This window comes from Pseudomonas grimontii (assembly GCF_007858185.1).
Classification (GTDB): domain Bacteria; phylum Pseudomonadota; class Gammaproteobacteria; order Pseudomonadales; family Pseudomonadaceae; genus Aquipseudomonas; species Aquipseudomonas grimontii.
Window position 1 is genome coordinate 25,756 of record NZ_VFES01000006.1, and the last position, 18,908, is coordinate 44,663.

General features: G+C 60.3%; 19 protein-coding genes. 10 read left to right on the forward strand and 9 right to left on the reverse strand.

Annotated features, from left to right (window positions below):
- Positions 1-364 precede the first annotated feature (364 nt).
- Together brnQ and FIV39_RS11550 are read left to right on the forward strand one after the other, a co-directional pair.
- The gene (gene brnQ / locus FIV39_RS11545; protein ID WP_090407095.1) at positions 365-1,678 is read left to right on the forward strand and encodes a branched-chain amino acid transport system II carrier protein; all 1,314 of its coding nucleotides are present in this window, start codon (positions 365-367) and stop codon (positions 1,676-1,678) included.
- A gap of 144 nt (positions 1,679-1,822) precedes the next feature.
- A complete protein-coding gene (locus FIV39_RS11550; RefSeq protein ID WP_090407092.1) occupies positions 1,823-2,560 on the forward strand; it encodes a DUF599 domain-containing protein in 738 nt (245 codons plus the stop codon).
- 102 nt (positions 2,561-2,662) lie between these two features.
- Here FIV39_RS11550 and FIV39_RS11555 read toward each other — a convergent pair whose 3' ends face one another.
- Positions 2,663-2,914 carry a hypothetical protein gene (locus FIV39_RS11555; protein WP_090407089.1) on the reverse strand — a complete coding sequence of 84 codons (252 nt, stop codon included), beginning with the start codon at positions 2,912-2,914 and terminating at the stop codon, positions 2,663-2,665.
- A 158-nt stretch (positions 2,915-3,072) separates the two neighbouring features.
- On the opposite strand from FIV39_RS11555, the gene FIV39_RS11560 reads away from it, so the two are divergent.
- From FIV39_RS11560 to FIV39_RS11585, 6 genes are all read left to right on the forward strand, one after another.
- Positions 3,073-3,549 carry a PaaI family thioesterase gene (locus tag FIV39_RS11560; RefSeq protein WP_090407085.1) on the forward strand — a complete coding sequence of 159 codons (477 nt, stop codon included), beginning with the start codon at positions 3,073-3,075 and terminating at the stop codon, positions 3,547-3,549.
- Positions 3,546-3,998, forward strand: coding sequence for a PaaI family thioesterase (locus FIV39_RS11565; protein ID WP_090407082.1), 453 nt, complete (start codon positions 3,546-3,548; stop codon positions 3,996-3,998). The genes FIV39_RS11560 and FIV39_RS11565 overlap by 4 nt, the downstream gene beginning before the upstream one ends.
- An 89-nt stretch (positions 3,999-4,087) precedes the next feature.
- On the forward strand, positions 4,088-5,992 hold the full coding sequence (gene htpG / locus FIV39_RS11570; protein WP_090410088.1) for a molecular chaperone HtpG: 1,905 nt from the start codon (positions 4,088-4,090) through the stop codon (positions 5,990-5,992).
- A gap of 111 nt (positions 5,993-6,103) precedes the next feature.
- Positions 6,104-6,832 (forward strand): dienelactone hydrolase family protein, encoded by a 729-nt coding sequence (locus tag FIV39_RS11575; protein ID WP_090407079.1) that lies wholly within the window; start codon positions 6,104-6,106, stop codon positions 6,830-6,832.
- A gap of 219 nt (positions 6,833-7,051) precedes the next feature.
- Entirely contained in the window at positions 7,052-8,446 is a 1,395-nt protein-coding gene (locus FIV39_RS11580) for an aspartate aminotransferase family protein (RefSeq protein WP_090407076.1), read from the forward strand.
- An 82-nt stretch (positions 8,447-8,528) separates the two neighbouring features.
- Positions 8,529-8,750: an MbtH family protein gene (locus FIV39_RS11585; protein ID WP_017527671.1), complete on the forward strand. Its 222-nt coding sequence runs from the start codon at positions 8,529-8,531 to the stop codon at positions 8,748-8,750.
- A gap of 152 nt (positions 8,751-8,902) precedes the next feature.
- Here the strand turns inward: FIV39_RS11585 and FIV39_RS11590 are convergent, their stop codons facing one another.
- The 7 genes from FIV39_RS11590 to minC all read right to left on the reverse strand — a co-directional run bounded on the left by FIV39_RS11590 (position 8,903) and on the right by minC (position 15,659).
- Complete coding sequence (locus FIV39_RS11590; RefSeq protein ID WP_090407073.1) at positions 8,903-11,071, reverse strand: mechanosensitive ion channel family protein; 2,169 nt, start codon at positions 11,069-11,071, stop codon at positions 8,903-8,905.
- A gap of 52 nt (positions 11,072-11,123) precedes the next feature.
- Positions 11,124-11,300, reverse strand: a complete 177-nt coding sequence (locus tag FIV39_RS32995) for a hypothetical protein (RefSeq protein ID WP_010208820.1) — start codon at positions 11,298-11,300, stop codon at positions 11,124-11,126.
- A gap of 206 nt (positions 11,301-11,506) precedes the next feature.
- Positions 11,507-12,796 (reverse strand): M18 family aminopeptidase, encoded by a 1,290-nt coding sequence (locus FIV39_RS11595; protein WP_090407071.1) that lies wholly within the window; start codon positions 12,794-12,796, stop codon positions 11,507-11,509.
- 122 nt (positions 12,797-12,918) lie between these two features.
- Positions 12,919-13,554, reverse strand: a complete 636-nt coding sequence (locus FIV39_RS11600; RefSeq protein ID WP_090407068.1) for an RluA family pseudouridine synthase — start codon at positions 13,552-13,554, stop codon at positions 12,919-12,921.
- A 96-nt stretch (positions 13,555-13,650) separates the two neighbouring features.
- Complete coding sequence (gene minE / locus FIV39_RS11605; RefSeq protein WP_003175252.1) at positions 13,651-13,905, reverse strand: cell division topological specificity factor MinE; 255 nt, start codon at positions 13,903-13,905, stop codon at positions 13,651-13,653.
- Positions 13,906-13,908: 3 nt separating this feature from the next.
- On the reverse strand, positions 13,909-14,721 hold the full coding sequence (gene minD, locus FIV39_RS11610) for a septum site-determining protein MinD (RefSeq protein WP_065927233.1): 813 nt from the start codon (positions 14,719-14,721) through the stop codon (positions 13,909-13,911).
- Positions 14,722-14,921: 200 nt separating this feature from the next.
- A complete protein-coding gene (gene minC, locus FIV39_RS11615) occupies positions 14,922-15,659 on the reverse strand; it encodes a septum site-determining protein MinC (protein ID WP_090407066.1) in 738 nt (245 codons plus the stop codon).
- Between the two features lie 119 nt (positions 15,660-15,778).
- Between minC and FIV39_RS11620 the strand changes: the two genes are divergently transcribed.
- Positions 15,779-16,714 carry a lipid A biosynthesis lauroyl acyltransferase gene (locus FIV39_RS11620; RefSeq protein ID WP_090407063.1) on the forward strand — a complete coding sequence of 312 codons (936 nt, stop codon included), beginning with the start codon at positions 15,779-15,781 and terminating at the stop codon, positions 16,712-16,714.
- A 29-nt stretch (positions 16,715-16,743) separates the two neighbouring features.
- A complete protein-coding gene (locus tag FIV39_RS11625; protein ID WP_090407060.1) occupies positions 16,744-17,892 on the forward strand; it encodes a patatin-like phospholipase family protein in 1,149 nt (382 codons plus the stop codon).
- A gap of 109 nt (positions 17,893-18,001) precedes the next feature.
- On the opposite strand, the gene FIV39_RS11630 is transcribed toward FIV39_RS11625, so the two are convergent.
- Positions 18,002-18,787: an outer membrane protein OmpK gene (locus FIV39_RS11630; RefSeq protein WP_090407057.1), complete on the reverse strand. Its 786-nt coding sequence runs from the start codon at positions 18,785-18,787 to the stop codon at positions 18,002-18,004.
- Positions 18,788-18,908 lie beyond the last annotated feature (121 nt).

The window sequence follows — 18,908 nt, forward strand, 5'->3', positions numbered from 1 at the left end:
TGTGCATTCTGAAAGTGAGTGAAAGCTCAATGTGGGAGGGGGCTTGCCCCCGATTGCAGTGTGTCAGCCAGCTAATGTGTGACTGACGCACCGCAATCGGGGGCAAGCCCCCTCCCACAATTTTGTTTGTATTGCCAAATTAAGTATGAAAACGCGACATTCAGATGTCGCTTATCGGACAGTACGCCCCGCAACAGTGCGTTTGTCAGGCTAATTCTGTACCCTAGCCGCCTCTTTATGCGTCCGCCTCCCAAAAGGAAGCTGCGCGCTAGACCGGTCGGTGCCCATAAGGGCCGGCAGCATTTCCCTCATCCATAGGGAATCCCTCTCTAAATTCCGATTCAGTAGTGTGGTATTTCCTCAAATGAAAGTGTTGAAAAGCCAGGACATCCTGGCGTTGGGCTTCATGACCTTCGCCCTGTTCGTGGGCGCCGGCAACATCATCTTCCCGCCTATCGTTGGTTTGCAGTCCGGGCCTCATGTCTGGATGGCGGCGCTGGGCTTCCTGATCACCGCCGTCGGCCTGCCGGTGGTCACCGTGATCGCCCTGGCCAAGGTCGGCGGCGGTATGGACGCGTTGAGCAGCCCGATCGGCAAGATCGCCGGTGGCCTGCTCGCGGCGGCGGCGTATCTGGCGGTAGGGCCGCTGTTCGCCACCCCGCGTACGGCGACCGTGTCTTTTGAAGTGGGCCTGGCACCGCTGACTGGCGAAAGCCCGCTGGCGTTGTTTCTCTACAGCTCGGTGTATTTCCTGGTGGTGTTCTTTGTCTCCCTGTACCCAGGCCGACTGCTGGACACCGTGGGTCGCTTCCTGGCGCCCCTGAAGATCATCGCGCTGGCCATCCTCGGCATTGCCGCGTTTGCACTGCCGGCCGGTGAGGTGGGTGTCGCCACCCCGGAATACGTCGCCGCACCGTTCTCCCAGGGCTTTATCAATGGTTACCTGACCATGGATACCCTGGGTGCGCTGGTGTTTGGCATTGTGATCGTCAACGCGATCCGTTCCCGTGGTGTCGAGTCGCCCAAGCTGATCACCCGTTACGCGATCATCGCCGGGTTGATTGCCGGTGTAGGTTTGGCGCTGGTGTACATCAGTCTGTTCCGCCTTGGGGCGGGCAGCCATGAAGTCGCTGCCGGCGCTGCCAATGGCGCGGCTGTATTGCATGCCTATGTGCAACACACCTTCGGTTCCCTGGGCAGTGGTTTCCTGGCGGTGTTGATTTCGCTCGCGTGCCTGGTCACCGCGGTCGGCCTGACCTGTGCTTGCGCCGAGTACTTCAGCAAAATCCTGCCGCTGTCCTACAAGACCCTGGTAGTGATCCTGGCGCTGTTCTCGCTGTTCGTGTCGAACCTGGGCTTGACCAAGCTGATTGCGTTCTCGATCCCGGTACTCACCGCGATCTACCCGCCGTGCATCGTGCTGGTGGCCTTGAGCTTCTGCAAAGACTTCTGGCAGGAGCAGGGCCGTATCGTCGGACCGGTGATGCTGATGTCGTTCATTTTTGGCTGCATCGACGCGCTCAAGGGCGCCGGCCTGGCGGGCTGGATGCCTTCGCAGCTGGCGAACCTGCCGCTGAGCGAGCAAGGCCTGGCCTGGCTGGTGCCTTCGGTGATGACGCTGGTTGTGGCGGTTGTGATTGATCGTATGCTGGGTAAGCGCAGCGAAGTCACCGCGTAACAGGCAGGTTTCATGCAGTGCAGAAATGCCCCGTATCAATCGATATGGGGCATTTTTTTTGAGCGGCGGGCAGTGTCTTTTTCTTTGCGCTAACGTCGAACAGACGCGAAAAAGTTTTTCAATCTTATTTCTGCAAGGACCCGCATGTCGTTCGTCGAAGCCAATCAGATCCACCTGCTCGCTGCCCTCTGGTTCATCCTGTGCTGGGGCGGCTACACCCGTTATGCCACCTGGAAGGCGCGGGACACCGCGTGCCTGGCCAGCGTGCTGCATTTGTATCGCGAGGACTGGATGCGCCGCATGTTGCTGCGTGACAACCGGATTGCTGACGCCAGCGTGATCGGCAACCTGGAGCGTAATGCCTCATTCTTCGCCTCCAGCACCTTGATCATCCTCGCCGGCATTCTTACGGTGTTGGGTGCCTCCGAGCGGGCAGTGTCATTGCTGGCGGACATCCCCATGGTGCAGCAGGCCTCCCAGGGCATGTCGGAGATCAAGCTGCTGTGCCTGGCGCTGGTCTTCGTCTATGCCTTCTTTACCTTCAGTTGGTGCATGCGCCAGTACAACTTTGCAGCGGTGCTGGTAGGGTCGGCGCCGATGATCGGTGAGCGGCATGTGTCGGAGCAGGAACGCAAGGCGTTTGCCCTGCGTGCGGCGCGTGTGATCTCCATGGCCGCCAACCAGTTCAACTTTGGCCTGCGTGCTTATTATTTCGGCATGACCATGCTGGCTTGGTTCGTCAGCCCTTGGTTGTTCATGTTGATGAGCAGCGGGGTAGTGTTGGTGCTGTACCGTCGGGAGTTTCATTCCGATGTACTGCAAGTGATGGTGTATACACAGACTGATACGCCGGTATCGGAACCCGCCAAAGAGGCGGCTTAGTCCGATCCGGGCACTAACGCGGCGAATAAAAAAGCAGACAAAGTAAAGCCCGCTATTTAAGCGGGCTTTCTTTTTGCAGCGAAGCTATTTCATGCCGCGGTATCAAGAACCGGTGGCAGGGGTAGCAGGTGCTGCTTCTTTTGCGGCGGCGTCGTTCGATTCAGCCTGAGCTTTGGCAGCATCGGCGTTTTCTTTCGCAGCGTCGTTCACTTTATCCTGAGCTTTCGCCATGTCTTTTTGAGCTTGCTCAGAGTGCGCTGCGGCGTCTTGGGCTTTGTCTTCGGATTTTTTGTCGCAAGCAGCGAGACCGAGGGCAGCGGCCAACATCATGGAAATAGCTAAAGTCTTACGCATGGGGTGTTTCTCCTTAGTGAAGATATCTACTGGCCTTTCGAGCGTAGGGGTTCAGCATTAGTTCCTTTTATTCCACAGATATATAAACAACGGCTTCAAAGGAACTTTCGCCGGTACCGTCTATTTCGCACATCAACACTAATAAGAGTCTGCAACGAATGACCGAAAATCCCTTGTTAGAGCGCGCGAAGCGCTTTGTCTCGGCCTTGCGCCATTGCCAGGTGCTGGGTATTGCCGCTCATCATGCCAGCGAGGAGGGCATCACCTTGGTCATGCCTTACGCCGCACACCTGGTGGGTGATCCCCAGACCGGTGTGATCCATGGTGGCGCTTTGACCTCTTTAATGGACACTGCCTGCGGTATGGCCACCCTGTGTGTCCTGCCGGAGTTCGAGGTGTGCCCGACCCTGGATCTGCGCGTCGACTATATGCATCCCGCCGAGCCGCATAAGCCGGTGTATGGCTTCGCCCAGTGCTACCGTGTGACGACCGACGTGATCTTCACCCGTGGTGTTGCCTACCAGGACGACCCGCAACAACCCATCGCCCATGTGGTGGGCACCTTCATGCGCATGGGCAAGCGCCTCAAAGGTACACAAGGGTTGGGTAGCGCCATCAAGGGAGAGCAGGCATGACACATCGATTCAAGACCCGCCTGGAACAAGCCCACCAGCGAGGCAACTACGAGGCCCTGCTGGACCTGATCCCTTACGCCAAACTGATCGGTATCGAATGCACCCGGTTGGGGGATGAGTTGCTGTTTCGCCTGCCGGCCCACAAGGACAATATTGGTAACCCTATATTGCCGGCGCTTCATGGCGGGGTGATTGCCGGCTTTATGGAGTTGGCAGCGGCGTTGCACCTGCTGGTGTTTACCGGAGCGCCGGGCATCCCGAAAATCATCGATTTTTCGCTTGATTACCTGCGCGCCGGCCAGTTTCGCGACACTTACGCCAAATGCCAGGTGTGGCGCCAGGGCCGACGGGTGGCGAATGTGGCGATCACCGCCTGGCAAAGCACCGCCGCCGAACCGATTGCCACCGCCCGTGCGCATTTCAAGATCGAGGAAGGCAGCCGCCCTTGAAATCCTGGTCTTAGCCCCCAACTTTGATGACAACCCGCCGCCAACCCTCAAGGGCGCGGCCACTGCCATCCAATTGGAGTTTGATGACCATGAGTGTGGAAACTCAAAAGGAAACCCTGGGCTTCCAGACCGAGGTGAAGCAACTGCTGCACCTCATGATCCATTCGCTGTATTCCAACAAGGAAATCTTCCTTCGCGAATTGATCTCGAACGCCTCTGACGCTGTCGACAAATTACGTTTCGAAGCCCTGTCCAAGCCTGAACTGCTGGAAGGTGGCGCGGAACTGAAAATCCGTGTGAGCTTCGACAAAGACGCCAATACCGTCACGCTCGAAGATAACGGTATCGGCATGAGCCGTGACGATGCGATCACCCACCTGGGGACCATCGCCAAATCCGGCACCGCCGACTTCATGAAAAACCTGTCTGGCGACCAGAAGAAAGATTCGCACCTGATCGGCCAGTTCGGCGTGGGCTTCTACTCGGCCTTCATCGTAGCCGACAAGGTTGAAGTGTTCAGCCGTCGTGCCGGCCTAGACGCCAGCGAAGGCGTGCACTGGTCTTCCAAAGGTGAGGGCGAATTCGAAATCGCCACCATCGAAAAGGCTGATCGTGGCACCCGCATCGTCCTGCACCTCAAATCCGGTGAAGACGAGTTCGCCGATGGCTGGCGCCTGCGCAATATCATCAAGAAGTACTCCGACCATATCGCCTTGCCGATCGAGCTGCCGAAAGAACAAGCGGCCGTCGAAGGTGAAGAGAAGCCTGCCGAGGAATGGGAAACCGTCAACCGCGCCAGCGCCCTGTGGACCCGTCCGCGTACCGAAATCAAGGACGAGGAATACCAGGAGTTCTACAAGCACATCGGTCACGACTACGAAAACCCGCTGAGCTGGAGCCACAACAAGGTCGAAGGCAAGCTGGAATACAGCTCTCTGCTCTACGTGCCGGCCCGTGCGCCGTTCGACCTGTACCAGCGTGAAGCGCCGAAAGGCCTGAAGCTGTACGTGCAGCGCGTGTTCGTGATGGACCAGGCGGAGTCCTTCCTGCCGCTGTACCTGCGCTTTATCAAGGGCGTGGTCGACTCCAATGACCTGTCGCTGAACGTGTCGCGGGAAATCCTGCAAAAAGACCCGATTATCGACTCCATGAAGTCGGCGCTGACCAAGCGCGTACTCGACATGCTGGAGAAACTGGCGAAGAACGAGCCTGAGCAATACAAGGGCTTCTGGAAAAACTTCGGCCAGGTCATGAAAGAAGGCCCGGCAGAAGATTTCGCCAACAAGGAAAAAATCGCCGGCCTGCTGCGTTTCGCTTCCACCTTGGGTGAAGACGGCGAACAGGTCGTTTCCCTGGCCGAGTACCTGGCACGTGCCAAGGAAGGCCAGGACAAGATTTACTACCTGACCGGCGAAACCTACGCACAGGTCAAGAACAGCCCGCACCTGGAAGTCTTCCGCAAGAAAGGCATCGAAGTGCTGCTGCTGACCGACCGTATCGATGAGTGGCTGATGAGCTACCTCAACGAGTTTGACGGCAAATCCTTCGTCGACGTGGCCCGTGGTGACCTGGACCTGGGTAACCTGGACTCCGAAGAAGAGAAGAAAGAAGCCGAAGAAGTCGCCAAGGCCAAAGAAGGCCTGGTTGAGCGGATCAAGGCATCCCTGGGCGATGCCGTCAGCGAAGTGCGGGTTTCGCACCGTCTGACCGATTCCCCGGCGATCCTGGCCATCGGTGAGCAGGACCTGGGCATGCAGATGCGCCAGATCCTCGAAGCCAGTGGCCAGAAGGTCCCGGACTCCAAGCCGATCTTCGAATTCAACCCGGCTCACCCGCTGATCGAGAAACTCGACGGCGAGCAGAGCGAAGAGCGGTTTGGCGACCTGTCGCACATCCTCTTCGACCAGGCGGCCCTGGCCGCTGGCGACAGCCTGAAAGACCCGGCCGCCTACGTGCGCCGACTGAACAAGCTGTTGGTTGAACTGTCGATCTGACACCGTTGTAGAAAAACCCGCTTCGGCGGGTTTTTTTGTTTGTAGGAACTAGGCGTCCCCCTCGCTCCTACAGCCCATTTCCGTTCTACTGATCTTCAACTGGAGTAAATGATGAGCCAAGTCACTGTGCGTTCCGTGGTCTATCAGATTGATGGCCAGTCTTATGAAAGCCGCCTGGCGTTCGATGCCAGCCAGAAGAACCCACTGCCCGGCCTGCTGATGGCGCCGAACTGGATGGGTGTAAGTGCGGGTGCCGAAGAGATCGCCAAGAGCGTTGCCGCCAAGGGCTACGTGGTGCTGATCGCCGACCTCTACGGGCAAACCGTGCGCCCGTCGAATGGCGATGAAGCCGGTGCGGCAATGATGCCGTTGAAGAATGATCGCCCGTTGCTGAACAAGCGCATGCAGGCTGCTCTTGAGCAACTGCAGGGCCAGACCGAAGCGGCGGTGGATACCTCGAAGCTGGCCACCTTTGGTTTCTGCTTCGGCGGTTGCTGCTCCCTGGAACTGGCGCGTACCGGTGCGCCGTTGAAGGCTGCCGTATCGTTCCACGGCACCCTGGATACGCCGAATCCGGCAGATGCGAAAAACATCCAGGGTTCAGTGCTGGTGCTGCACGGGGCTTCCGACCCGCTGGTGCCGAAAGAGCAACTGCCGGCGTTCGAAGATGAAATGAACGCGGCCGGCGTGGATTGGCAATTGCTGAGCTACGGCGGTGCGGTGCATTCCTTCACCGACCCGGATGCCAATGTGCCAGGCAAGATGATGTATGACGCGAAGACTGCTGCACGGGCCTTCCGGTCGATGCATAACTTGTTGGATGAAGTGTTCAAGGGCTAAATCTTCAGCGTCTGTTCCGGCCTCATTGGGGGGCAAGTCGAATCGTCGCACCGCCCCTCCCACATTTGGATCTTCATACATCAGTTACCGACATCAGCCCCTAAATCCGCTTGAAGCTGGTGCGTTTCCATAACAGGAAATCCGTGCGCATGCCCTTGGGCCAGACGCCAACGGATCGGCAGTTTGGTCACCATCATCCGCGTATTGAGGGATCGAGAGATGTCAGTCGCTACCAGCCGTATCGAAGATACCCAGGTGCATGAAACGCTTTATCAGTTCGACGAAAGCCCGCTGCTGGCCCGCCAGCGCCAGCAGGAGTCCAACGCCCGCAGTTACCCACGGCGCATCCCCCTGGCGCTCAAGCGCGCCAAGGGGATCTACGTGGAAGATGTGGAAGGCCGCAGTTTCATTGATTGCCTGGCCGGCGCCGGCACCCTGGCGTTGGGGCACAACCACCCGGTCGTGATCCAGGCCATCCAGCAAGTGCTGAACGACGAATTACCGTTGCATACCCTGGACCTGACCACGCCGGTCAAGGACCAGTTCGTGCAGGACCTGTTCGGCCTGCTGCCGGCGGAACTGGCGCGGGAAGCCAGGATCCAGTTCTGCGGCCCCACCGGTACCGATGCCGTGGAAGCGGCGTTGAAGCTGGTGCGCACCGCCACGGGGCGCAGTACGGTGCTGTCGTTCCAGGGCGGTTATCACGGCATGAGCCAGGGCGCGTTGAGCCTGATGGGCAGCCTGGGGCCGAAAAAACCCTTGGGTGCCTTGCTCGGTAATGGCGTGCAGTTTTTGCCATTTCCCTATGACTACCGTTGCCCGTTCGGTCTCGGCGGTGCAGAAGGTGTGCGGGTCAACCTGCATTACCTGGAAAACCTGCTCAACGACCCGGAAGCCGGGGTGTTGCTGCCGGCGGCGGTGATTGTCGAAGTGGTGCAGGGCGAGGGCGGGGTGATCCCGGCCGATCTCGACTGGCTGCGCGGCCTGCGGCGCATCACCGAGCAGGCGGGTGTGGCCTTGATCGTCGATGAGATCCAGAGCGGTTTCGCTCGTACCGGCAAGATGTTTGCCTTCGAACACGCCGGCATCATTCCGGATGTGGTGGTGATGTCCAAGGCCATCGGCGGCAGCCTGCCGTTGGCGGTGGTGGTGTATCGCGACTGGCTCGACACCTGGCTGCCGGGCGCCCATGCCGGGACGTTCCGTGGCAATCAGATGGCCATGGCGGCGGGTTCGGCGGTGATGCGCTACCTCAAGCAGCACGACCTGGCCGGCCATGCGACGGCCATGGGCGAGCGCCTCGGCGAACACCTGCGCATCCTGCAGCGTGACTATCCGCACCTGGGGGATATTCGCGGGCGCGGGCTGATGCTCGGCGTTGAACTGGTGGACCCGGACGGCACCCCGGATATTCAGGGCCACCCGCCAGTGCATCGCCAGCTGGCACCGCTGGTACAGCGCGAATGCCTCAAGCGCGGCCTGATCCTCGAGCTGGGCGGGCGGCATGGCAGCGTGGTGCGTTTCCTGCCGCCACTGGTGATCACCGCCGCTGAAATCGACCGCGTGGCCGAGATTTTCGGGCGCGCCCTGGCGGCAGCTGTCGCGAGCCTCTAATTTTTCAGCGTGTTGGTACGTTTCTACCAATATCAGCACTGCGCGTGGTGCGCAGCCAGCCTTTGAACGATGGAGAACAGCAATGACCTCAGTATTTGACCGCGACGACATCCTGTTTCAGGTAGTGGTCAACCATGAAGAACAGTATTCCATCTGGCCCGACTACAAGGCCGTGCCGGAAGGCTGGCGCACCGTGGGCAAGAGCGGCCTGAAGAAAGAGTGCCTGGCCTACATCGAAGAAACCTGGACCGATATGCGTCCGTTGAGCCTGCGCCAGAAGATGGACGGCGCTGCACTGGCCTAATGGTCGGTAGCAGCTGCCGAGCGCAAGCGAGGCTGCGTCAGGCGCACTGCCGATTCAGGATCAAGTCGCGGCCGACGCAGCCTCGCCGGGGCTCGACAGCTGCGGATTTGCGCGGTGTTGGGTAAGACGGTATTTACGCAATAACACATTGCCTAGGCGTTCTTGCCCTTCTCCAACCCACCCGCAGCCCCCGTCACCACCTGCACACTCAAGCGCGGCGTCGCCAGGTCCAGCCCGGCTTCGTCCAGATGACGTTTGAGCGACAAGTTGAACGCCCGCGACACTTCCCACTGTTTGATCGGCGCCGTCTTGAATCGCGCGCGCAGGATCGCACTGCCCGACTCGAAACTTTCCACCCCCTGAATCTCCAGCGGCGACCAGATATTGCGGCGTTGCAGCGGGTCGTTGCGCATTTTTTGGCCGACATCGCGCATCAGCTTGATCGCGTCGTCGATTTCCATGTTGTAGGGGATGGCCACTCGGAAGATTGCGTAGCCGAACTCCCGCGAGTAGTTCTTGATGCTCTTGATCTCGCTGAACGGGATAGTGTGCACGATGCCGTCAATGTCGCGCAGGCGCACGGTGCGGATGGTCAGGCCTTCGACGGTACCGAGGTGGCCGCCGACGTCCACGTAGTCATCAATCGCCAGGGAGTCTTCGATGATGATGAACAGGCCGGTGATCAGGTCCGCCACCAGTGATTGCGCACCAAAACCGATTGCCAGGCCGATCACACCGGCACCGGCCAACAGTGGCGTGACGTTCATGCCCATGTTCGCCAGGGCGACGATGGCGGCGATGATAAAAATGGTCACGAACAGCACGTTGCGGATCAGCGGCATCATGGTTTGCGCGCGGGCATTGGCCAGACCTTTGCGCGAGCGGGTGAGGGCGTGATGGATCGCGGTGTCGCTGAGAATCCAGATCAGCCACGCAAACAGCAGCGTGCCGCCCAGGCCAAACAGCTTGACGCTGACTTCATGGCCATCGCCTTCGGTAAAGCGAATCAGCGACAGGCCCCAGACCCGCAGCCCCAGTTCGATAAACACCAGCCACACCACCAGATGGGCGAGGGTGTAGACAAAGCTTTTCAGGCGTTCGGAGTACAGCGCATGGCGCTTGTGCCCACGTTGCGGCTTGAGCGCATGGCGACGCACCAGGCCGTTGATCACCATGCATAACACCAGCAACACCGTGCACAACAGCGACTGGCGCAGGGCGGTGCTGGTGTCTCCGGCGGAGACGAAGGTGGCGAACAGCGAGATACCCACCAACAGCAGGGCCGGGATGTACCAGAACGTGCCGATGATCTCGATTGTGTCGCTGAGGGCGCGACGGGTCAGGCGGCGTGATAGGGGCTGGTTGCGGATCAGGTGGGCGATCGGCCGACGGAAACGCAGGATAAACACGCCAGTGGACAGCGCGGCCATCACATTGGCGATGGTCGCTGCCGTGTGGGCCAGGTGCTGGCCGAGCGCGATTACCAACCGTGGATCACTCAAGGCTTCGCCAAAGGCGGCGAAGCTGCCGATCCACCACAGCGGGCGGAAGGCCTGGTGGCGCAGGATATACAGGGCACGGTGGCGGTGCGGGCCGTCGAGCACCGAGAAGGCAATCACACAGATCGCCGAGAAACAGGTGCCGACCACCAAGGCGTAAGCCAGCACCATCGCCAAGGATTTGCCCAGGGACGAGGGCAGGGCGTAGCTCAGGTAAACGGTGATCACCAGCGCGATCAGCCAGGGCCCCAGTTTGCGCAGGGCGAAGCGCAGCATGTCCCAGGTCCGCGGGTGTTGCGGCAACTCCTCGGGCAGGCCGAAGCGCTCGCGTACCCGGTGGCTCAACCAGATCAATGCGGCAGCCAGCAGGCTCCACACCGCAAGGATCACCGCAAAGCCGAAAATGATCGGCACCCACTCGCTGGCCGGCAGCATCAACGCACTGAACTCATCCTTGGCCAGGTCGATTTCATTCGACCAGCGACCCAGCGGGCTGTCGGCGCCGGAGAACTGCTGCTCCAGGCCTGATAGCGTGCTGCCGATCAGCCCGAGCACACCTTGCTCGGCGACGGGCTGGGCTTTCTGGGTGGCGGCGCGCAGCTTCTTCAAGTCGCTCAGCAACTGCGTGCGTTGCTGGTCGTTTTCCAGGGTCTTGATCACCTCGTCCAGCGACTGCCCCAACGGCACTTCGGCCTGGGGCTGGGTCTTGCTGGTACTGCCCAGCAGCCCAGGCAAGCCCACCGCTTGGGCGGGTGTGAGCGGCAGCAGCGTGAGCAGGGCGATCAGGAAACAGCAGGGCAGGGCAAATAGACGGGAAAGCACGAGGCGGTCAACCTTGAAAACGACGGGTTGAGCGAGTGTACGAGGGCAATCGTCATTCGGCCAGTTTGGCGAGGATCTTGTACACCACGGTGCCCAGGATCAGCAGCATACCGATCCACATGCCGAACACGCCCAGGGGCTTGTCGCGAAAATTGAAGCCGACCGCGAGCATGATCATGCCGATCAGAATAGGGATAAGCATGGCGTGGAAAGAGGACATGGAGATCATGGGCGACGGCCTTGTCGGGGTGGGAATACTGACAAGTCTAGGTCGGATTGCGGGAAATGCAGGTGATATAGATCAGGTGTACGTAAAACCAAATGTGGGAGGGGGCTTGCCCTCGATAGCGGTCTGTCAGTCAGCTTGTTTTTAGCTGACCCACCGCATCGGGGGCAAGCCCCCTCCCACATTTCTGGCTGTATTCAGCCTTTGGATCAGGGCAGGTCGTGGCTGGCGTAGAACGCGCCCAACACCTTCACCAAATGCGCCAGGTCATGGCTGCCGCACAGTTCGCGAATGGAGTGCATGGCAAACGTTGGCAAACCAATGTCAACCGTACGCACACCGAGGTGGCTGGCGGTGATCGGGCCGATGGTCGAGCCGCAGCCCATGTCGCTGCGCACCACGAAGCTCTGCACCGGTACTTCTTCGGCCATGCACAAGTGGCGGAAGAACCCGGCGGTTTCGCTGTTGGTGGCGTAGCGCTGGTTGCTGTTGACCTTGATCACCGGGCCGGCATTGAGCTTGGGGCCGTGGTTGGCGTCGTGCTTGTCGGCGTAGTTGGGGTGTACGCCGTGGGCATTGTCGGCCGACACCAGCAGGGATTTCTGGATGGTGCGTACGAATTCATCGCCTTCAGGCAGCAGGCGACGCAGGGTCTGTTCCAGCATCGGGCCATCGGCACCGCAGGCCGAGCAGGAACCGACTTCTTCGTGGTCGTTGCACACCAGCACGCAGGTTTCGTCGGTCTCACTGGTGAGCAGGGCTTGCAGGCCGGCGTAGCACGACAGCAGGTTGTCGAGGCGCGCGCCGGCGATGAAGTCGCCATTGAGGCCGATCACGGCGGCGCCCTGGGTGTCGTAGAAGCTCAACTCGTAGTCGAGCACCACATCGGCGTTCAACCCATGTTCGCGGGCCAGTTGTTCGGTGAGCACGGCACGGAAGTCCACGCGCTCATCACCGGCAAATTGCGCGAGGATCGGCGGCAACTCGGTCTGGGCATTGATCGCCCAGCCCTGGTTGGCTTCACGGTTCAAGTGAATGGCCAGGTTGGGAATGATGGCGATGGGCAGCTTGAAGTCGATCAGCTGGCTTTCGACCTTGCCGTCACGGCGGAAGGTGACGCGGCCGGCCAGGGACAGGTCGCGGTCGAACCACGGCGCCAGCAGCGCGCCACCGTAGACTTCCACGCCGAGTTGCCAGAAGCCCTGGCGTTGCAGCTCAGGCTGGGGCTTGACCCGCAGGCACGGGCTGTCGGTATGGGCGCCGACCAGGCGAATCCCGCCTTGCAGCGGCGAGTGGCGGCCGAGCTTGAAGGCGATGATCGAGGAGTCGTTGCGGGTCACGTAGTAGCGACCGCTGGCTTCGGTGGTCCAGGTTTCGCGCTCGTCGAGGCGCTGGAAACCGGCCGCTTCCAGGCGCTGGGCCAGGGCGGCTGTGGCATGAAAAGGAGTAGGGGAGGCCTTGAGGAAATCGATCAGGCCTTGATTCAACGCTTCGCGCATAAATAGCTCCAGACAGCAATGCGCGGAGTTTACCGTATTGGTTTAACTCGGTGGCGAGAACTGATGCAGAACTAAATGTGGGAGGGGCTTGCCCCCTCCCACATTTGAATGCATTTGCAGCTTTAGAACGGTGCAGGGCACTCAAAGCGCAAGCGCTCACCGCTTTGCGGATGAGTGAAGCTCAGCATGCTCGCGTGCAGGCACAGGCGCGGCCACGCAGCCAGGGCCTGTTCGTGGGCATACAAACCATCACCCAGCAACGGATGGCCGATGGACAACATATGCACACGCAACTGGTGTGAGCGCCCGGTGATCGGCGTCAGCTCGACGCGGCACCACTCGCCACAACGTTCCAGGACTTTCCAGAAGGTCAGCGCGTGCTTGCCGAACTCGTGGTCCACCACGTGGCGGGGTTTGGTCGGCGGGTCGTAGCGCAAGGGCAGGTCGATGCTGCCGCTGTCCAGTTCCGGCTGGCCCCAGGCCAAAGCGGTGTAGGCCTTTTCGGTTTCACGGTCGTGAAACTGGCGGGACAGTTCGCGATGGGTATCGGCGTCCCGGGCCAGCAGGATGATCCCTGACGTTTCCCAGTCCAGGCGATGGACGATGCGGGCTTCGGGGTAGCCGTTTTCCTGCAGGCGGGTGATCAGGCAGTCCTTGTTGTCGTCGGCGCGGCCAGGCACCGAGAGCAACAGGGTCGGCTTGTTCACCACCAGGACAGCGTCGTCCTGATGCAGGATATGAATAGTGGACAGCGGCATTAAACAGCCTCGTAACAAACGCCAACGGCGGCTCGACCACCCGGTTCCCGTAAGGGAATCAAGGTGACCGAGCCGCCGTGGCGGCCGCCTGTTCGATCAACGATCAGGCAGGGTGATATTGAGTTCCAGGATCGAGCAGCTGCCGTCATTTTCCAGGGCGACATGCACGTCATCGTTGCCGATATTGACGTACTTGCGGATCACCTCCACCAGTTCCTTCTGCAAGGCGGGCAGGTAGTCCGGGGTGCTGCGTTGGCCGCGTTCGTGCGCCACGATGATCTGTAGACGCTCTTTCGCGACCGACGCGGTGCTTGGCTTTTTGTTGGCGCGAAAGAAGTCGAGAAATTTCATTGTTTAGTTGCCTCCAAAGATACGCTCGAAGAATCCCTTCTTCTTAACATCGAGGAAGCGATGTTCCACGGTCTTGCCCAGCAAGCGATCAACCGCATCGCTGTACGCCTGGCCGGCGTCGCTCTGGTCGTCAAGAATCACCGGGACGCCCTGGTTGGAAGCCTTCAGCACCGCCTGGGATTCCGGGATCACGCCCAGCAGGGTCACTGCGAGGATGTCCTTGACGTCTTCAACACCGAGCATTTCGCCGTTGCTGACGCGCTCAGGGTTGTAGCGGGTGAGCAACAGGTGTTCCTTGATCGGGTCCTGGCCTTCCTCGGCGCGCTTGGACTTGCTGGCCAACAGGCCGAGCATGCGGTCCGAGTCGCGTACCGACGACACTTCCGGGTTGGTCACCACGATGGCTTCATCGGCGAAGTACATCGCCAGGTGAGCACCGGTTTCGATACCGGCCGGGGAGTCGCACACCACGAATTCGAAGGTTTCCTTCAGTTCGGCAAGAACCTTGCCTACGCCTTCTTTGGTCAGCGCATCTTTGTCGCGGGTCTGGCTGGCGGCCAGTACGTACAGGTTCTCAAGGCGCTTGTCCTTGATCAGGGCCTGCTGCAGGTTGGCTTCGCCGTTGACCACGTTGACGAAGTCGTACACCACGCGGCGTTCGCAGCCCATGATCAGGTCGAGGTTACGCAAACCGACGTCGAAGTCGACGATGACTGTCTTGTGGCCGCGCAAAGCGAGGCCGGTACCGATAGCGGCGCTGGTGGTGGTCTTACCCACACCACCCTTGCCGGATGTAACCACGAGAATCTTGGCCAAGGTGTTTCACCCCTAAGGAAAAAGGACTTTTCAGTCCCTGAAAAACATCTCTTGGAACTCGCCGCAGGCGGACAGCCTTTGTAGGAAAAAGACGGGTTTTCGCAGGAAAAACGCCAACCTTCATGTATTCCTACGCAAGTAATGCCAGTTTCGCTGTGCTATCAGAGTCTAGAGATGCTTGGAAAATGCGGCAGTATCCGTTAAAGACGGATGATGTTCAACACATCGCCCGACAGGCTGACCTGCACCGCGGCCCCCCACAGCGGATCACGGCGCAAATCTTCTGAAACCTTGTACTGGCCTGCGATGGACACTAGCTCAGCGGTCAATTGCTGGCAAAAAATGCGGGCCTTGGTATCACCCTTGATGCCGGCGAGGGCACGTCCGCGCATCGGGCCGTATACATGGATGTTGCCATCGGCGAGAAGTTCCGCGCCGGGACTGACCGAGGCGATCACCACCAGGTCGCCGCCCTGGGCGTAAATCTGCTGCCCGCCGCGTACGGGCGTGGTGATTATCTTTGTAGGCTTGATCGTAGGTTCCGGTGGTTTTTCCGGTTTTTTCGCCACCTCTCCGACCAAAGGTTCCAGTGGACGCTCACGCGCGCCAGACGGCGGCAGTACTGGCAGTTCAATGGCGATGGCTGCGGCAATGTCTTCGATACGGCTGGCGCGAATCGCCAGGGTCCGCAGGCCATGGGAGCGGCACACACGCATCAGGCCGGGCAGGTCGATGACGCCTTGGCCGGCCGGCAGTTTATCCAGGGCCAGTACCAGCGGGGCGTTGTTGAAGAAGTTTGGCGCCAGGGCAACCTTGGCGGCGAGCTGGCGGTCCAGGGCGTCGAGGTCGTTGCGGGCCAGTTCCAGCACGGTGATGGCGAGCATGCTGCCTTTCAGCTGGAACACGGGATCTTGGTCTAGCGGTTCGGTTTGGCTCATGGTCGGCAAAAAGCGGCTTGTCACGAAAAGTGTCGAGACTTATAACGAGAACACTCACTGGCCGCAAGCCGAGTCGAACCGTTGTAGAATGCGCGGCCCTGTCTTTCCCGGAATCTGTAATGGATCGCCCGCGTTTTCGAGCTGTATTTTTTCACCCGCGCTTTTGGCTGTTATGGCTGGGACTCGGCCTGCTGTGGCTGGTCACCCAACTGCCGTACCGCGCGCTGCTGACCATTGGTCGCCTGCTGGGTGCGGGCATGTACCGAGTGGCCGGTGAACGTCGCCGCATCGCCGCACGCAACCTGGAACTGTGCTTCCCGGAAAAATCCGCCGCAGAGCGCAAGAAGCTGCTCAAGGAAAACTTTGCCTCCACCGGCATCGCCTTCTTTGAAATGGCCATGAGCTGGTGGTGGTCGCGCCAGCGCCTGGCGCGCCTGGCCCATGTCGAAGGCCTGGAGCACCTCAAGCAGGCCCAACTGGATGGCAAGGGCGTGATCCTCATGGCCCTGCACTTCACCACCCTGGAAATCGGCGCGGCCTTGCTGGGGCAGAAGCACACCATCGATGGCATGTACCGCGAGCACGGCAACCCGCTGTTCGACTTTATCCAGCGCCGTGGCCGCGAGCGGCATAACCTCGATTCCCTGGCGGTCGAGCGCGAAGACGTGCGCGGTATGCTCAAACTGCTGCGCGCCGGTCGCGCCATCTGGTATGCGCCGGACCAGGACTACGGCGCCAAGCAGAGTATCTTCGTGCCGCTGTTCGGCATCCAGGCCGCCACCGTGCCCGCTACCAGCAAGTTCGCCAAGCTGGGCAAGGCGCTGGTGGTGCCGTTCACCCAGCAGCGCCTGGCGGACGGCAGCGGTTACCGCCTGGTGATCCACCCGCCGTTGACCGACTTCCCGGGCGAAAGCGATGAGGTCGACTGCCTGCGTATCAACCAGTGGGTCGAAGCTTCGGTGCGCGAGTGCCCCGAGCAATACCTGTGGACCCACCGCCGCTTCAAGAGCCGGCCCCCGGGCGAACCCAAGCTGTACGAAAAACGCCGTCGCTAAGACCGACTTCCCCCCTATGGAGTGACGCAATGCGCCCAGCTGAACCGGTTACAGGCTTGATTCTTTCCGGCGGTGGGGCGCGAGCGGCGTATCAGGTGGGGGTATTGGCGGCGATTGCCGAGCTGTTGCCGCCAGGGGCACCCAACCCCTTTCCGGTGATCGTCGGCACCTCTGCCGGCGCGATCAATGCGGTGACCCTGGCCAGCGGCGCCATGGACTTCACTGCCGCTATCGGGCGCCTTACGGCCTTCTGGCAGGGCTTTCGCAGCCATCTGGTGTTGCGCAGTGATTGGCCTGGGGTGATCCGCCAGGCGAGCCGCTTCCTTATCCACAGCCTGCTGGGCATCGGCGCCCAGGTGCCGGTGGCGTTGCTCAATAGCTCACCGTTGCGCGACCTGCTGCTCGAGCGGTTGAACCTCGATGGCATCGACGAAGCTATCCGCCACAAGCATCTGCACGCCGTGGCGGTGACGGCCTTCGGCTACGAATCCGGGCAGGCGGTGACCTTCTATCAAGGCGGCGGCACCATCGACGCCTGGTTGCGCCATCGACGTATCGGCGTACCGACGCAACTGACGGTTGAACACCTGCTGGCCAGTTCGGCGATCCCCTTGCTGTTTGCCCCGGTGAAACTCGACCAGGAATATTTCGGTGACGGCGCGGTGCGCCAATCCGCGCCCATCAGCCCGGCGCTGCACCTGGGGGCGACCCGCGTGCTGGTGGTGGGCGTCAGCGGCAACCCACGAGGCAATGAGCCGGCGGTGCAACGTACCTACACCGGGCAGGAACCGACCCTGGCCCAGATCGGTGGGCATATGCTCAACAGCACGTTCATCGACAGCCTGGAAAGCGATATCGAACTGCTGGAGCGTCTGAACCAGTTCAGCCATCACCAGCCCGCCGACAGCGCGGCCCGTGGCCTGGCACCGGTGGAAGTGCTGGTGATTGCGCCAAGCCAGCCGATCGACGAAATCGCGGCAAGGCATCGGCAGGAATTGCCGGCGGCGTTGCGGTTGTTCCTGCGTGGGCCGGGGGCGACCAAGACGAGCGGGGCGGGGGTGTTGAGTTACTTGTTGTTCGAGGCGGGGTATTGCAGCGAGTTGATCGAGTTGGGCAGGAAAGATGCGCTGGCCAAGCGTGAAGAGATCACCCGGTTCCTGGGCCTGCCGACTATCTGAATGTGGGAGGGGGCTTGCTCCCGATAGCAGTGTGTCAGTCAACAAATAGAGTGACTGACACTTCGCTATCGGGAGCAAGCCCCCTCCCACATTTGTCTTGCAGTGGCTTTTAGAAGTGATACTTGACCAGGAAGCTCGCCGTGTCCTGGTTCGTCTTGAACGCGCCCGAATCCTCGATCCCGTACTTGTTCTTCCAGTAGTCGTATTCAAACCCCACATACAACTGCTTGTCGCCCCAATGCAGCGCCTTGCCCAGGTCGTATTTGACCTGCGGGTTGAAGTGCAGGTTGGCGTGGTAAGTGCCACGGGCGTTCTTGTCGTTGTCCACCACCCAATCCATAAAGCCGTCGATCAGGATGTCGGAGTTGCCCACGGGGAGGGTGTACGCCCATACCGGGGTGATCTGCCACACACCGTCACCCGGGCGATTGCCTTCGGTCTGGCGCTGGTAGAAGTTCAGCTGGAAGTAGTCGAAGCCCGGGACGTTCAGGTCAAAGCCAGGGCCGAGCAGGTACGACTCGTTATCGCCCTCGCCGAACTCATAGGTGAAGGCCAGCAACACATCCTTGATCGGGCCGAAGGACAGGTCCTGGTCAAAAATCTTACCGAACGACAGTCGCGGGCTGATCTCGCCGTAATACGTACTGGGGCCGACGTTGCCGTCTTCCTTGCCGTTGTAAAAGATGCGGTCGACGAAGACGAAGTTGTCGCCGTACTTCCAGGCATCGGCATGTTCGAATGTGACGGTTTGCTGGATCTGTGGGTTGACGGTAAAGCTCTTGCCCCACAGATACGTCAGGCTGTTGTTCTGCCACTGCAACAAGTCACCGGCCACGGCCTGGCCGCCGGCCAGCAGGGATCCCGCCAGCATCAGGCCTTTGAACATAGGTTTCATTCGGTTGCTCCCGAGTTAAAGTTTTATGGTTTTTCTTCTACGCAGACGCTCTGGTGCGGCGCCTTTGGGTGGTAATAAAAGTGGTCTGAATGGTCAGCTTTATTGCTACAGCAAGACCCGC